The sequence below is a fragment of the Pseudomonas sp. SA195 genome (assembly GCF_054131565.1).
In genome coordinates this window covers 2803007-2817242 of record NZ_CP096392.1, presented here as the reverse complement: position 1 = coordinate 2817242, position 14236 = coordinate 2803007, and the positions used below count along the sequence as shown (strand labels likewise).

At 63.0% G+C, this 14236-nt stretch carries 14 protein-coding genes; 3 read left to right on the top strand and 11 right to left on the bottom strand.

The features are described from left to right. Positions 1-15: 15 nt before the first annotated feature. From M1D78_RS12940 to M1D78_RS12895, 10 genes are all read right to left on the bottom strand, one after another. A complete protein-coding gene (locus tag M1D78_RS12940) occupies positions 16-723 on the bottom strand; it encodes a GntR family transcriptional regulator (RefSeq protein ID WP_437420415.1) in 708 nt (235 codons plus the stop codon). 50 nt (positions 724-773) lie between these two features. Continuing rightward, positions 774-1802 (bottom strand): proline racemase family protein, encoded by a 1029-nt coding sequence (locus M1D78_RS12935; RefSeq protein ID WP_437420414.1) that lies wholly within the window; start codon positions 1800-1802, stop codon positions 774-776. A 10-nt stretch (positions 1803-1812) separates the two neighbouring features. Beyond that, positions 1813-3294 carry an aldehyde dehydrogenase family protein gene (locus M1D78_RS12930; protein ID WP_437420413.1) on the bottom strand — a complete coding sequence of 494 codons (1482 nt, stop codon included), beginning with the start codon at positions 3292-3294 and terminating at the stop codon, positions 1813-1815. Continuing rightward, positions 3291-4574: an NAD(P)/FAD-dependent oxidoreductase gene (locus tag M1D78_RS12925; RefSeq protein ID WP_437420412.1), complete on the bottom strand. Its 1284-nt coding sequence runs from the start codon at positions 4572-4574 to the stop codon at positions 3291-3293. Before M1D78_RS12925 ends, M1D78_RS12930 begins: the two co-directional genes overlap by 4 nt. An 87-nt stretch (positions 4575-4661) precedes the next feature. Continuing rightward, positions 4662-5540: a 4-hydroxy-tetrahydrodipicolinate synthase gene (gene dapA, locus M1D78_RS12920; RefSeq protein ID WP_437420411.1), complete on the bottom strand. Its 879-nt coding sequence runs from the start codon at positions 5538-5540 to the stop codon at positions 4662-4664. 32 nt (positions 5541-5572) lie between these two features. After that, positions 5573-6238 carry an amino acid ABC transporter permease gene (locus M1D78_RS12915; protein ID WP_437421310.1) on the bottom strand — a complete coding sequence of 222 codons (666 nt, stop codon included), beginning with the start codon at positions 6236-6238 and terminating at the stop codon, positions 5573-5575. 16 nt (positions 6239-6254) lie between these two features. Next, on the bottom strand, positions 6255-6926 hold the full coding sequence (locus M1D78_RS12910; protein WP_437420410.1) for an amino acid ABC transporter permease: 672 nt from the start codon (positions 6924-6926) through the stop codon (positions 6255-6257). 12 nt (positions 6927-6938) lie between these two features. Beyond that, on the bottom strand, positions 6939-7700 hold the full coding sequence (locus M1D78_RS12905; protein WP_437421309.1) for an amino acid ABC transporter ATP-binding protein: 762 nt from the start codon (positions 7698-7700) through the stop codon (positions 6939-6941). Between the two features lie 145 nt (positions 7701-7845). Beyond that, entirely contained in the window at positions 7846-8691 is an 846-nt protein-coding gene (locus M1D78_RS12900; protein WP_437420409.1) for a transporter substrate-binding domain-containing protein, read from the bottom strand. A gap of 211 nt (positions 8692-8902) precedes the next feature. Then, positions 8903-9814: a LysR family transcriptional regulator gene (locus M1D78_RS12895; protein ID WP_437420408.1), complete on the bottom strand. Its 912-nt coding sequence runs from the start codon at positions 9812-9814 to the stop codon at positions 8903-8905. Positions 9815-9917: 103 nt separating this feature from the next. Between M1D78_RS12895 and M1D78_RS12890 the strand changes: the two genes are divergently transcribed. From M1D78_RS12890 to M1D78_RS12880, 3 genes are all read left to right on the top strand, one after another. After that, positions 9918-11264 carry an omega-aminotransferase AptA gene (locus M1D78_RS12890; protein WP_437420407.1) on the top strand — a complete coding sequence of 449 codons (1347 nt, stop codon included), beginning with the start codon at positions 9918-9920 and terminating at the stop codon, positions 11262-11264. A gap of 49 nt (positions 11265-11313) precedes the next feature. Continuing rightward, positions 11314-12810, top strand: a complete 1497-nt coding sequence (locus M1D78_RS12885) for a CoA-acylating methylmalonate-semialdehyde dehydrogenase (protein WP_437420406.1) — start codon at positions 11314-11316, stop codon at positions 12808-12810. Positions 12811-12882: 72 nt separating this feature from the next. Then, complete coding sequence (locus tag M1D78_RS12880) at positions 12883-13641, top strand: SDR family NAD(P)-dependent oxidoreductase (RefSeq protein ID WP_437420405.1); 759 nt, start codon at positions 12883-12885, stop codon at positions 13639-13641. Positions 13642-13711: 70 nt separating this feature from the next. Here the strand turns inward: M1D78_RS12880 and M1D78_RS12875 are convergent, their stop codons facing one another. Then, on the bottom strand, positions 13712-14227 hold the full coding sequence (locus tag M1D78_RS12875; RefSeq protein WP_437420404.1) for a nuclear transport factor 2 family protein: 516 nt from the start codon (positions 14225-14227) through the stop codon (positions 13712-13714). Positions 14228-14236: the final 9 nt, after the last annotated feature.

Below are 14236 nucleotides of genomic sequence, written 5' to 3'. Positions count from 1 at the left end.
GCGCGCGGCGCTCGCTCAGGCAATCGACAGGCCGGCCGTCAGGTTCTGCTTCATGAAATCGAGAAAACGATCCCTGAACAGCATCGTGTGATCATGAGCGGCGCGTTCGGCTGCATCTGCCTGGCGTCGTTCGATGGCATCCATCAGCGTGTCGTGGTCCTGCTCGGGTTGGGTCAGGTTACGGGAACTGATGACGAAATCGAAGTGCAGGTGCAGCAGCCGCTGGCCTTCGTCCAGCAGGCGTTCGTAATAGGTGGTCAGGTAGGGGTTTCCACCGGCGCGAGCAATGACCATGTGAAATGCCTTGTTCTGCTCGGTCATCGTTTGGAAGCCGTCGCTGGTCAGGGCTGTTACGTAGCGCTCGTTGGCCGCGCGGATCTTCGCCATGTCGGCATCGCTGCGATTGAGCGCGGCTAACCGGGTCACGGCGCGTTGAGTCAGGTCCAGCGCGGCAATGTAGTTAGGAAATTCCTCGATCTCAAAGGGTGCGACCAGCGTGGTGCGGTTGGGCAGGATGGTCACCAGGCGTTCCGCAATCAAGCGCGCTAGGGCGTCGCGTACGGGTGAACGGGACACCCCAAACTGATTGGCCAGCGATACCTCGTCGAGCTGTGTGCCCGGCCGCAGTTCAAGCGTCAGGATCTGCTTGCGCAGCGCCTCGTAGACGAAGCGGCCGCCATGACGGCGCACCGCTTTGCCTGTGTCCAGCGTCAAAACATCCATCAGGCGCCCTCTGTTGTCGTTGTGGGTCAGGCTGCGGTTCGTCTCGCCAGCTAGTTGGCGAAGCCCGATCCCCAGGTGTCGCTCAGCATGAAGCCGGCGGCTAAGGGGTCATCCGGGTCGACGCCCAGCTGTTGAATGCCGTAGACCCAGGCCCGCCCGGTCACGCGCGGCAATACCGCGGCGCGGCCGCCAACTTCGGTCCGCCCGAGCAGGTCGACGTTGAACTCGCCGCCTATGGTCGAGCGCGACAGCAACCGGTCGCCAACCTCCACGAGGCCGCGCGCATCGAGCGTAGCCAGGTTGGCCGAGCTGCCCGTGCCGCAGGGCGAACGATCGACCCGACCGGGAGGCAGCGTGGTGCAGGTCTGGTAGGTCTTGTCGTCGATGCGATTGCGGAACATCACGTAGGCGACTTCGTTGATCGATTCGAACAAAGGGTGCTGGACTCGGACGTGTCGGTTGATCACTTCCTTCAGCGCCACACCGGCGCTCGCCAACTCGCGGGCGTGCTCGGGTGCGATTGAGAGGCCCACCTGATCGACGTCCACCAGCGCGTAATACACGCCACCGAAAGCGATATCGGCTTTGATACGCCCGAACGGCTCGGTCTCGATGTCGACATCCAGCGTTTCGACGAACGCCGGCACCATGTCCAGCGATACGCTCAGGCAGCGTCCGTCTTCGCAACGCGCCTTGGCGGTGACCAATCCGGCCGGGGTATCGAGTACCACGACCGACTCGGGCTCCTGCATCGGGACCATGCCGAGTTCCAGCAAAGCGGTGACCACGCAGATGCAATTGCTACCGGACATGGGGTGCGCCTTGTCCGACTGCAGGACGATGAATCCGGCCTGCGCTTCCGGGCGCGTCGGTGGCAGCAACAGGTTCACCGACATCTGCAGGCAGCCGCGCGGTTCGAGCGTTACTAGGCGTCTGAGGCTGTCGTCCACCTCGTTGATGTAGTTCATCTTCTCCAGCATGGTACTTCCGGGGACGTCGATGACGCCCCCGGTGATGACCTTGCCGATTTCGCCTTCGCAATGCACGTCCACGAGTTGCAGGGTTTTCTTCCAGCGCATGGCGGCTATCTCACTTGATGTACCAGCCCCAGGGCTGGTCACTGTCGTAGCGGGTGATCTGCTTGGTTTCCAGATAATTGTTCAGGCCCCACTCACCGAGCTCGCGGCCGATGCCGCTTTGCTTGTAGCCGCCCCAGGGCGCTTCGGTGAAGGTCGGTTGCGAGCAGTTGATCCAGACGATCCCGGCGCGCAGCTTGCGGGCAACGCGTTCGCAGCGTGCCAGGTCGGCGGACATGACCGCTGCAGCGAGGCCGAATCGCGAGTCGTTGGCCGAGCGCAGGGCCTCGGCTTCGTTGTCGAAGGGGCGCACGCAAACGACGGGGCCGAAGATTTCTTCCTGCCAGATCCAGCTGCCTTCCGGCACATCGGCGAAGATGGTCGGCTGCAGGTAGAAGCCTTTATCCAGGCCGGCGGGGCGACCGCCGCCGGCAAGCAACTTCGCGCCTTCTTCACGGCCTCGGGCAATGGCTTCGAGGATCTTGTCGTACTGGGCGCGGTTGACGATGGGGCCTAGCAACACGCCATCTTCCATGCCGTTGCCGATCTTGACCTTCGCGGTTTCGTCGGCGAGGCGTTTGAGCAACGGCTCATAGAGGTCTCGCTGCACGAGCACGCGCGAGGTGGCCGAGCAGACCTCGCCCTGGTTCCAGAAGATGCCGAACATGATCCATTCGACGGCGGCCTCGATATCGCTATCGTCGAACACAATGAAGGGCGACTTGCCGCCGAGTTCGAGGCTGATGTTTTTGATGTCGCGCGCCGCGGCCTGCATGATGCGGCTGCCGGTCGGCACGCTGCCGGTGAACGCCAGCTTGTCGATGCCGGGGTGTTCGCTGAGCGGCGCGCCGGCATCTGGACCGAGGCCGGGCACGACGTTGAGCACGCCGGCCGGTAGCCCGGCTTCGTCGGCGATGCGGGCCAGTTCCAGCGCAGTTAGCGGCGTCAGTTCCGAGGGTTTTAGCACCATGGTGCAGCCGGCAGCGAGCGCGGGCGCCACCTTCCACGAGGCCATCAGCATCGGGAAATTCCACGGAATGATGGCGCCGGCGACGCCGATCGGCTCCTTGCGTGCGACCGAGCTGAAGCGGTCATCGGCCAGGGCCACGGGTTTCTCGCGCTGCTCGTCCAGCTCTTCAGCCAGGTCCGCATAAAAGTCGAAGCAGCCCGCCGTATCGCCGATATCCCACAGCGCCTCAGGCAGCGGCTTGCCATTGTCGCGCACTTCCAGTTCGGCCAGTTGCTGTTGCCGCGTGCGGATGCCTTCGGCGATCCGGCGCAACACGGCGGCCCGCTCCGCACCGGTCATCTGCGGCCACGGGCCTTCGTCGAACGCCTTGCGCGCAGCCTTCACGGCGCGGTCGATGTCCTGCGCGGTGGCGGCCGCAACCTGGGTGATCACGGTTTCGGTACTCGGATCGACCGTCTCGAAGGTGCCGCCCTCGGCCGGGGCGACCCAATGGCCGTCGATGTACAGGCGTGTGTAGTCGGTCATGCGTGTCCTCCAATAAGCGCGAAGCGATCGGCTTTAAACGGGGTGAGGTCCTGGGCTGGCGTGCGGCCGGCTACCAGGTCGGCGATCAGGCGGCCCGTGGTGGCGCCGAGCGTGAGGCCCAGCTGGCCGTGGCCGAAGGCCATGAAGACGTTGGTCAGCCGCTCGCTGCGGTCGATGATGGGTTTGGTGTCGGGCAGGAAAGGGCGATAACCGACGCCATATTCCAGATTGCGGGTCTGCAGCTGGGGCAGAATCCGCTGCGCCTTTTCCAGAATGATTTCGGCGCGCTTGAAGTTGGGCTCAGCGTTCGGTCCGGCAAATTCGATAGTGCCGCCGATCTGCAACCCGCGCGTCATGGGCGCGAAGCAAAAGCCGCCGTCGGCGTAGATCACCGAATGGCGAATCTCCACGCCCGGCTCGGGCAGCACGGCCTGATAGCCGGCGATGCCGGCCAGCGGGATGCTCACGCCCAGTTGGTTGAAGAACTGCCGCGAGCCGGCACCCGCCGCGATCACGACCTTGCTTGCTGGGAAGCGATCGCCGTTGGTGAGGGTGACGCCGGTTACGATGTCGTCCAGCTCGACCAACTGCTTCACTTCGCCGAGCACCCTGACGCCGCCCTGGTTGGTGAAACTCTCGGTCAGCGCCGCGATGAAGCCTTCGGTATCGCTGACGTTGCGCCAGTCCGGGAACAGCAGGCCGTGCTTGAACTTCCCTGCCAGCGCCGGCTCGAGGTCGGCGATGGCCGCGGCATCGAGCTCTTCGGACTTGAAGCCCAGCTGCTTGCGCAGTTCCAGGTGCGGGCGCTCGTGGGCCAGCCCATTGGGCGAGTCGAATACCTCGATGATCGGCCGTGTACCGAGCAACGCCTTGTCCGCGCAGGCGTCGAGCAGCGGGGCGTAATCGTCATAGACGCGGCTGGTCAGGGTGGTAATGGCCTCGGCAATCTCGACGATTTTCGAATGCCGGGCGCAGGCGAGAAAGCGCAGAAACCAGGGAAAGATGCCGGGTAGCGCGGCAGGGCGCAGAGCCAGCGGGCCTTTCTGGTCCAGCAGCCAGCCGGGGATCTTTTTCAGAATGCCGGGCTTGGACAGCGGGATGACTTCGCTCACGGCCATCTGCCCGCAACTCCATTTGGCCGTGCTGTTGCCCGGCGCCGCGGGGTCGATCAGGGTGACGGCATAACCGTCGCGCTGCAGGTAGAGGGCGCAGCAGACGCCGACAATCCCACCCCCGATGACGATGGCCTTTTCTTTGTGTTCCGCCTGCGAATCATTCATGACACGCGCTCTCGATACGACAGATAGGGTAGGGGGCCGGCGCCCCGGTCGTTGAATCAAGGGGCCCTCGTCGGGCCCGGAGTTGCATCAGCGTTGCGAGGCTTCGAAGACCTTGCGGAATTCGGCCTTCTCGTCATCGGTCAGGGGCAGCAGGGGCGCGCGCGCATTGCCTGCCTTGAAGCCAGCCAGTTCGGCACCGTATTTGACCTTCTGTACGAACTTGCCGCTTTCAAGGTTGGCCATGATCGGGAACAGGTTGCGCATGACGTTCTGCGCCCCGGCCAGGTCGCCAGCGCTGAACTTGTTATAGAAGTCGACCACCTTCTCCGGAAAGATGTTGGCCGGTCCGCAGATCCAGCTGGTTGCGCCCCAGATGAAGAAGTCCAGCGCCTGGTCGTCCGAGCCGCACGACAGTTCGATCTTGCCCTTGTAGTTCTCGCCGATCTCGATGGCACGCAGCAGGTTGCCGCTGCTCTCCTTGATGGCGACGACGCGCGGGTGATCTTTCAATGCTTCGATCACGCCCATGCCGACCTCGACGTTGGTACGGATCGGGTAGTTGTAGAGCACCACGTTGATGTCGGGGAAGGTGTCAAGGATGGTCTGGTAATGGCTGAGCAGTTCTTCCTGCGACGGCAGTGCGTAATACGGCGGAGCGATCAGCAGGTTGTTGTAGCCGGCATCGACGGTCTGCTGAATTTGCTCGAGCACCTCGCGGGTGCAGGAGCCGTTCGCGCCGGCGATCAGGGTGCCGCGGTCGCCGACCACTTCCTTGACGGTAGCCAGGATCTGGCGGCGTTCAGGGTTCGTCAGCGCGTAGTATTCACCGGTCGAGCCCAGCGGGACGAAGCCGCTCACGCCCGCATTCAGGTGATGCTCGACGATGGCCGCCAGCGTTTCGTGATCCACGGCGCCGTTGGCGTCGAACGGGGTAACCAGGGCGGGAAGGATGCCTTTGAGATGCATGGTGGTTCTCCTGTTTCAGTAATGCGTACGGGTTAGTAGGCGTAGCGCTTGAGCATGCGGGCCTCGACCACGCCAACCAGGCGGGTGAGTGGGAACGCGACGAGGAAGTAGATGACGGCCACGGCGGAGAGAAACTCGACCGGTCGTGCGGTGCTGTTGGAAATGTTCTGGCCGACGAACATCAGGTCGGCGACGCCCACCGAGGAGATCAGCGCGCTTTCCTTGAACAGGCTCACCACGTTCGAGAGCAGCGGCGGCACCGAGCGCAGCAGCGCCTGCGGGAAGATCACGTAGATCACCTTGACTCGTGACGTCAGGCCGAGCGCAGTGCAGGCGTCGTGCTGGTCGGCGGCGATGGACTTGAGCGCGCCGCGGAAGGTCTCGCTGGTGATTGCAGCCATGTACAGCGTCAGCGCGATGAACACCGAGACGTACGGCGACATCGATACGCCAAGCACCACCGGGAAGCAAAAGAACACCCAGAACAGCTGAATCAGCAGCGGTGTGCCGCGAAAGAACTCCACGTATAGCGAACTCGGCCAGCTCAGCAGGCGGCTTTTCGATATGCGCAACAAGCTGATGAGGAAGCCCGCCAGGCTGCCCGCCAATGCGCAGCTGAGCGTGATGGCCAGCGTCAACGCCAGGCCCTTGAGCAAGACGTCCCAGAAGAAAAACACGGCTGTGAAGTCGATCTCGATATTCATGTTCAACTCCTCAGCGCGCGGTCGCGGCTTCCTGGCGGCGCTCGTAGTACTGCACCAGCTGCGAGATGGGCAGCGAGAGGGCGAAGTAGATCAACGCGATCAGGCTGTAGGTTTCCAGGGGGCGATAGGCTTCGGTGGCGAGCATCTTGCCGACGTACATGAGGTCCGAGACGGCGACGATGGCCACCAGCGCGCTCTGTTGCAGGCTGCCGATTCCGTTCGTCATGAGCACCGGCAGCGCGCTGCGCAGGGCTTGTGGCAGCACCACATAGACCGTCCGTTGCCAGGGCTTTAGGCCGAGCGCGATGCTGGCGTCCAGATGTTCACGCGGTACTGCCTGTACGCCGGCTCGATAGGCTTCGGCATTGAACGCCGTCAGGTTGAGTCCGAGTGCCAGGAACCCCATGGCGACGGGGTCGAGAAACACGTTGAACAGCATTGGCACGCAATAGAAGAACCAGACGATCTGCAGCAGCGCCGGTGTGCAACGAAAGAATTCGATGAACAGCTGAGCGGGCCAGCGCAGGAACGGCCAGCGACTCATGGCGAGCAGGCACAGGCCGAATCCAAGGACGAGGCCGATCACGTTCGAGACGAAGGCCAGCTGCAGCGTGACCATCAGGCCGTCCCAGATCGCGTCGAAACTGCCCTTGAGGAAGTGGAAGTCGAATTGGTAGTCCATGACTGACCCTCCTCAATCCAGGTGGATGACTTTTTCGAGGAATTCGCGGGTGCGCGCTTCGCGGGGCTGCTTGAAGATCTGCTCCGGCGGGCCTTGCTCGACCACCTTGCCGTTGGCGCAGAACACCACGCGGGTCGCGATATGCCGGGCGAAATGCATGTCGTGGGTGACGATGATCATCGCCATCTTTTGCTCGGCCAGTTGCAGCATCACGTTCTGCACTTCGGTGACCATTTCAGGGTCGAGCGCCGAGGTGACCTCATCGAACAGCATCAGTTTGGGCTCGAGCATCAAGGCGCGGGCGATGGCGACGCGCTGCTTCTGCCCGCCGGACAGCTGGCTCGGGTAGGCGTTGAGCTTGTTTTCCAGCCCGAGGCGGGCGAGCAGCGCGCGTGCCCGTTCGGTAGCCTCGGCCTTCGATGTGCCGTGCACTTTGGTAGGTGCCAGGATCAAGTTGCCGAGGATCGATAGATGCGGAAACAGGGTGTAGTGCTGAAACACCATCCCGATCTGGGTGCGCAGTTTTTCGTCGAGCGATTTGCCGCGCACCGACTCGCCATGGATGTAGGGCTGACCCTGGAAATGGATCGTCCCTTGCTGGATGCTTTCCAGCCCCATCAGCACCCGCAGCAGCGAACTCTTGCCGCTACCGCTTGGGCCGATGATCACCAGTCGGTCGTCGGCGCGCATGTCGAGGTTCATGTGATCCATGACCTTCAGCTGCTCGCCGTAGGCCTTGCACACGTCGCGCAGCTGAATGAAATCGCCGGTCATATCGACGGCCTGTGGGGCGGGCGCGGCCGGCTCGGTGGTAGCCGTTTCAGGGGCGAGCACGGGCTGTGGCTGGGCGGCCACCAGATAGGGAGCTTTCATTCTCGGGTTCTCCTGGAGGGCTGCAGGAGCCCTCGGGGTCAACGGATCACTGAGCGGGCTTGTTAGCCGCGTTGAGCTGCTGCGATGCCTTGTCGACCAGGGCGGCGATTTCGCCGGTCGCTCGACGTTGGGAGAGATAGATGTTCAAGACCTGGAGGTCGGCCGCGGACACGTCGCGGCGCAAGCCGAACGCAACGCCCTGCTTGGCGAGCGCCGGATTGGGCAGGACTTCCTTGGCCCATTGAGGGTTAGCCAGGGCGAAGAGATGGTTGGTGTCGTTGGCGTCGACCAGCACGTCGGCACGACGCGACATGACCGCCAGGCGCGTCTCGTCCATGCCCGGCAGGCGCATGACTTTGGCGTTTTTTACCGCTGCGGTAATGGCCTTGTCCTGCGCAGTGCCGGACATCACCGCGAATGTCACGCCGTCCTTGTCGTAGTCCTGCAGGCTCTCGCCGGCGCCTTCGAACTTGGGGTTGTCCTTGTTCACCAGCAGTGAGATTTCGTAGTCAGTGGCTTTGTCCGAGAACGCCACTGCGAGGGCACGCTCCGGCGTCTGGTTCAGCGCCATGGCCAGGTCCCACTTGCCGCTCTGCAGGCCGGCGACGAGGTTGTCCCAGTTGGTGTCGACGAACTGGACCTTGACCTTCAGCACGTTTTCACCGAAGTCGCGACATAGGTCGACGAAGAAGCCGCTGTAGTCGGCTGAGCTGGCGTCACGCATGACATAGGGCGCCGCTGTCGCCGCGCCACAGCGCAGCACGCCGGCTTTTTGAATGTCTTTCCAGAGCGTTGCATCGTTTGCCTGAGCAGGCAGTTGGGTTAGCAATGCGCCCATTGCAGCAGCACCTGCAATGGCGTTGCGGATCTTGCGGGAAATGAATCGAGCCATGTCTGACCTCACCGATAGCGTTGTTTTTATAGGCAGAAGTACGAAGCAACCGATCGTGCACCGTCTGTTTGGCTGGCGCCTTGTGTGCAGTGCTGCATGCAGAGTAGGCCCGTAAAAAAACGCGTGTCAACACGCCGCAGTGAAAATTTTCCCGGGCGTGCTTGGGCTAACAGGGGTGTAATGGCCGTGTTCTGACCGATTGGTCAGCCGCTCAGGCCGTCTGCTGCAAGGCTTCGAGGAAATGCTCGAGGATCAGATGAGGGCGACGGCCGCGACGTGTCGCCAAGGCCAGCTTCGCCTCGAAGAACATGCGTTCGGGCAGCAGCGCGACCATCTGTCCTTTGGAAACCCAATTTTCGGCGTAGTGGTCCGGTAGAAAGCCGATGTAGCTGCCGGTAAGGATCAGGAACGCGGTGCCTTCGCGGTCGGTTGCCGAGGCGCTGAGGTTGAGCTGCTGATGCAGGCCGATGGCCTCGGCGGTCATGCGGTAGCTCGGCACCACAGCGTCGACGTGTTCCAGTTCGGCTGGTTTCAGGTCCGCGGCGCGGGCGAACAGTGGGTGCTCGCGGCTGCAGTAAAGATTCGACCGTTCTTCGTAAAGCTGGGTGTATTCCAGCCCTGAAAGCGGCGTCACCAGCGGCAGGGCACCGACATGCAGGCGCCCGTCGAGCAGGCCTCGCTCGATTTCCGCAGGCGTACTCATGCTGATGTTGATGCGCACGCCGCTGCCCTGCGCACGCACCGCCTTGAGTGCCTGAGTGATGCGCATCTTCGGCTGGGTGACCAGGTTGTTGACGATGCCGATGTTCAGGTCGCCGCGCAGCTGCTGGTGCATCTGGTTCACTTCGCTGCGAAAGCCCTCGATGGCCACCAGCACGGCTTCACCGGCGCGCAGCACCTCGCGGCCTTCGTCCGTCAATGCGAAGCCTGCTCGGCCGCGTTGGCACAGGCGCATGCCCAGGCGCTTTTCCAAATCGGCCATGTGCAGGCTGATGGCCGAGCGGCTAATTCCCAGTACACCTTCGGCAGCGGCGAAGCTGCCGCACTCGGCGACAGTGCGGAAAAGCCGGAGCAGGCGCAGGTCGAAATCGGCCACTTGGTTGAGCGGCGCTTTCTTCGTCATAGGTAAATAAATCCATAACTGAAGTGAAGTAAATATAGATTTAACTCACCTAACGCATGAGAACAAGCTGCAAGGCAGGTCAACCAGCCACAGGTCTCACGCCATGAATCAGCTTTTGCAGTTCCCTTCGCCTGCTCAGAGCCAGCTAAAGCTGGACGCACATTGGATGCCTTTCTCGGCGAACCGCAACTTCCAGCGCGATCCACGTTTGATCGTTGCTGCCGAAGGCAGCTGGCTGATCGATGACCAGGGTCGCCGGGTCTACGACAGCCTGTCTGGACTCTGGACCTGCGGCGCGGGCCATTCACGCAAGGAAATCCAGCAAGCCGTTGCGCAGCAACTTGGCACGCTGGACTATGCGCCGGCCTTCCAGTACGGCCATCCGCTGTCGTTCCGGCTGGCAGAGAAGGTCGCCGAGCTGACGCCCGGTGATCTGAACCACGTGTTCTTCACCGGCTCGGGCTCCGAATGCGCCGATACCGCGATCAAAATGGCGCGCGCCTACTGGCGTCTGAAAGGGCAGCCGCAGAAAACCAAGCTGATCGGCCGCGCGCGTGGGTATCACGGCGTGAACGTCGCCGGCACCAGCCTCGGCGGCATTGGTGGTAACCGCAAGATGTTCGGTCAGCTCATGGATGTCGATCATCTGCCGCACACACTGCAGCCGGGCCTGGCCTTTACCAAGGGTGCCGCCGAAACGGGTGGGGTAGAGCTGGCCAACGAGTTGCTCAAGCTGATCGAGCTGCACGATGCCTCGAACATTGCTGCGGTGATCGTCGAGCCCATGTCCGGCTCGGCCGGCGTCATCGTGCCGCCGCAAGGCTACCTGCAGCGCCTGCGGGAGATTTGCACGCAGCACAACATCCTGCTGATCTTCGATGAAGTCATCACCGCGTTCGGCCGTTTGGGTACCTGGACGGGCGCTGAATACTTCGGCGTGACGCCGGACCTGATGAATGTCGCCAAGCAGATCACCAACGGCGCCATTCCCATGGGCGCGGTCGTCGCCAGCCGCGAGATCTACGACACCTTCATGCACCAGGGCAGCCCGGAGCATGCGGTGGAATTCACCCACGGCTACACCTATTCAGCGCACCCGGTTGCCTGTGCAGCAGGCCTGGCGACCCTCGACCTGTTGCAGCGCGAGCAGCTGCTCGAGCAGTCGGCGGCCCTTGCGCCGAAATTCGAACAGGCGCTGCACGGGTTGAAGGGCGCCAAGCACGTCGTCGATATCCGCAACTGCGGCTTGGCCGGCGCGCTGCAGATCGCTCCGCGCGACGGCGACGCCATCGTCCGCCCATTCGAGGCCGGCATGGCCTTGTGGAAGGCTGGCTTCTATGTGCGTTTCGGCGGGGACACTCTGCAGTTCGGGCCGACCTTCAACGCCAAGCCTGAGGATCTTGACCGTGTATTCGATGCGGTTGGTCAGGCTTTGCAAGGCGTCAATTGACAGCTCCGCCCATTAACAATGCATCCCGGCTATTGATCGAGGAACACCCATGACACTCGTACCGCATCTGATTCACGGCGAGCGCGTCGCCAACGCTGAGCGCACCGCTGACGTATTCAATCCAGCCCTTGGAACGGCCGTGGCCCAGGTTGCATTGGCTGACCGTGCCACGGTGCAGCAGGCCATCGATTCAGCCAAGGCGGCGTTCCCGGCCTGGCGCAACACGCCGCCGGCCAAGCGCGCCCAGGTGATGTTTCGTTTCAAGCAACTGCTCGAAGAGAACGAGCAGCATATCGCCCAATTGATCAGTACCGAGCACGGCAAGACCGTCGAGGATGCGGCGGGCGAACTCAAGCGCGGCATCGAAAACGTCGAGTACGCCTGTGGCGTGCCCGAGCTGCTCAAGGGCGAATACAACCGCAACGTCGGGCCGAACATCGATGCCTGGAGCGATCTGCATCCGGTCGGCGTCGTCGCGGGCATCACGCCTTTCAACTTCCCGGCGATGGTGCCGTTGTGGATGTACCCGCTGGCGATCGCCTGCGGCAACTGCTTCATCCTCAAGCCGTCTGAGCGCGACCCGAGTTCGACATTGTTCATCGCCGAGTTGCTGCATCAGGCCGGCCTGCCCAAGGGCGTCTTGAATGTCGTACACGGCGACAAGACGGCCGTCGACGCGCTGATCGAGGCGCCGGAGGTCAAGGCGCTGAGCTTTGTCGGTTCCACACCGATTGCCGAGTACATCTACGCCGAGGGCACCAAGCGCGGCAAGCGCATCCAGGCACTGGGCGGCGCCAAGAACCATGCGGTACTGATGCCCGACGCTGATTTGGACAACGCAGTAAGTGCCTTGATGGGCGCGGCTTATGGCTCGTGCGGTGAGCGCTGCATGGCGATCTCGGTCGCCGTCTGTGTAGGCGATCAGATTGCCGATGCGCTGATCGACAAGCTGGTACCGCAAATCCAGCAGCTCAAGGTCGGTGCGGGCACTGCCTGTGGGCTGGACATGGGGCCGCTCGTCACTGCCGCGGCGCGTGACCGGGTGGTGGGCTTCATCGATGGCGGCGTGGCGGCGGGCGCGCGGCTGGTGGTCGACGGCCGCGGGCTGCGCGTCAGCGGGTACGAAGACGGTTACTTTGTCGGCGGTACGCTGTTCGATCAGGTCACGCCCGAAATGGACATATATAAGGAAGAGATCTTCGGCCCGGTGTTGTGCGTGGTGCGCGTCAACAGCCTGGAACGGGCCATGCAGCTGATCAACGACCACGAATACGGCAACGGAACGTGCATCTTCACCCGCGACGGCGAATCGGCCCGGCTGTTCTGCGACGAGATCGAAGTGGGCATGGTCGGCGTGAACGTCCCGCTACCGGTGCCGGTGGCTTACCACAGCTTTGGTGGCTGGAAGCGCTCACTGTTCGGCGACCTGCATGCGTACGGGCCAGACGGCGTGCGTTTCTACACCCGCCGCAAAGCCATCACCCAGCGCTGGCCAAAGCGCGAGAGCCACGAGGCGGCGCAGTTCGCGTTCCCGAGCAACGGCTAATCGATAACGCAGATAACGCAGAGAGGAGGGCCATCGGCCCTCTTTTCGTGTACGGGCAAGAGGATGCGCACTATGGACAAACCGCTCGAAGGCAAGACCGTACTGGTGACCGGTGGCTCTGGCGGCATCGGCGCGGCAATCGTCAAGCAGCTCGCCGCCGAAGGCGCACGCGTGCTCGTGCATTACGGCCGTGACCAGGTGGCGGCCGAGCGAACCCTGGCTGCTGCGGGTGGCGGCGGTTATGTCGTCCAGGGCGATCTGGCGTCGCCCACCGGGGCGTTCGATCTCTGGGCGCGCGCAGTCGAGTTGGCTGGGCGCATCGACGCACTGGTCAATAACGCCGGTATTCGCACCGAAATCTCCATCGAGGCCGATCCGGAAGACTGGACGCGTGCCTGGCGCACCGAGTTTCAGGTCAATTTCTTTGCCGCGGCCGACCTGTGCCGCGAAGCGATCCGTCATTTTCAGGGCAACGGTGGCGGGCGCATCGTCAACATGGCCAGCCGGGCCGGGCAGCGTGGTTATTCGGCGGACGCCTTGCCATACGGTGCGACCAAGGCCGCGCTGATCAATCTGACGCGGTCCATCGCACGCTCCTTTGGGCAGGACGGGATTGTCGCCGTGGCGATAGCACCGGGTTGGGTGCGAACGGACATGGCCGAGCGTTTCATCGCGACGCAGGGCAAGCAGGCAGCCGTGGCGGAAATCCCCATCGGTGAGTTGGCCGAGCCAGGCGACGTCGCCGAACTGGTGGCCTTCGTGCTGCGCAACTCACAGGCCTCGCTCAACGGCTCGACGCTGGATGTAAATGGCGGCAGCTACATCCGCTAAGCGAAGAAGCCCCGCCAGATCGGTGCGCATCGGCAACACGTCGTCTGCAGGGCCAGCGTGGTTGCTGCTTTTACGGGGCCGGGATGCGCCGCAGGACGTCGTCATAGGGTGCAAGGTCCAGGTACGCCGTGACCTCGGTGGCCTTGCCGTTGCGCATCTGGAAAATCCAGGCGTAGCTGTTGGAGTAGGGTTGGCCGTCTTTCGCGACGCCAGCGCCATCCCACTGGATGACGACATGATCGCCATCGGCCCAGACCTGTTTGCTGACGGGCCGGACCGGTGTCTGCAGGCGCGAGGCGAATGGCCGAATGGCCTGCTCGACGAAGTTGTCGAGGCCTCGGTATTCACCGGCGCTGGGGCCAGAACCCTTGATTGTCCAGACCATATCCGGCGCGAGCATGTCGCGGAAGAACGTGTTCCCGCCCGCGGCCCAGGCGTCGAACGCTTCGGTGACGATTCGCTTGTTGCGCGTCTCCAGGTCATCCTGGGTGTCGGCGTTCGTCGGGCTCGACAGCAGCGCGGTGCTGAATGCCAGCACGGTCGCCAGGCCGGATGAGCGGATGCGAGTAGAGGTCGAGGTGTACATGCTGAGCTC

Excerpts from the sequence above, each read along its gene's own strand:
- dapA (WP_437420411.1), bottom strand. The coding sequence starts at position 5,540 with ATGCATCTCAAAGGCATCCTTCCCGCCCTGGTTACCCCGTTCGACGCC.
- M1D78_RS12895 (WP_437420408.1), bottom strand. The coding sequence starts at position 9,814 with ATGACGAAGAAAGCGCCGCTCAACCAAGTGGCCGATTTCGACCTGCGC.
- M1D78_RS12925 (WP_437420412.1), bottom strand. The coding sequence starts at position 4,574 with ATGAATGATTCGCAGGCGGAACACAAAGAAAAGGCCATCGTCATCGGG.
- M1D78_RS12900 (WP_437420409.1), bottom strand. The coding sequence starts at position 8,691 with ATGGCTCGATTCATTTCCCGCAAGATCCGCAACGCCATTGCAGGTGCT.
- M1D78_RS12940 (WP_437420415.1), bottom strand. The coding sequence starts at position 723 with ATGGATGTTTTGACGCTGGACACAGGCAAAGCGGTGCGCCGTCATGGC.
- M1D78_RS12885 (WP_437420406.1), top strand. The coding sequence starts at position 11,314 with ATGACACTCGTACCGCATCTGATTCACGGCGAGCGCGTCGCCAACGCT.
- M1D78_RS12910 (WP_437420410.1), bottom strand. The coding sequence starts at position 6,926 with ATGGACTACCAATTCGACTTCCACTTCCTCAAGGGCAGTTTCGACGCG.
- M1D78_RS12875 (WP_437420404.1), bottom strand. The coding sequence starts at position 14,227 with ATGTACACCTCGACCTCTACTCGCATCCGCTCATCCGGCCTGGCGACC.
- M1D78_RS12890 (WP_437420407.1), top strand. The coding sequence starts at position 9,918 with ATGAATCAGCTTTTGCAGTTCCCTTCGCCTGCTCAGAGCCAGCTAAAG.
- M1D78_RS12880 (WP_437420405.1), top strand. The coding sequence starts at position 12,883 with ATGGACAAACCGCTCGAAGGCAAGACCGTACTGGTGACCGGTGGCTCT.
- M1D78_RS12905 (WP_437421309.1), bottom strand. The coding sequence starts at position 7,700 with ATGACCGGCGATTTCATTCAGCTGCGCGACGTGTGCAAGGCCTACGGC.
- M1D78_RS12935 (WP_437420414.1), bottom strand. The coding sequence starts at position 1,802 with ATGCGCTGGAAGAAAACCCTGCAACTCGTGGACGTGCATTGCGAAGGC.
- M1D78_RS12930 (WP_437420413.1), bottom strand. The coding sequence starts at position 3,294 with ATGACCGACTACACACGCCTGTACATCGACGGCCATTGGGTCGCCCCG.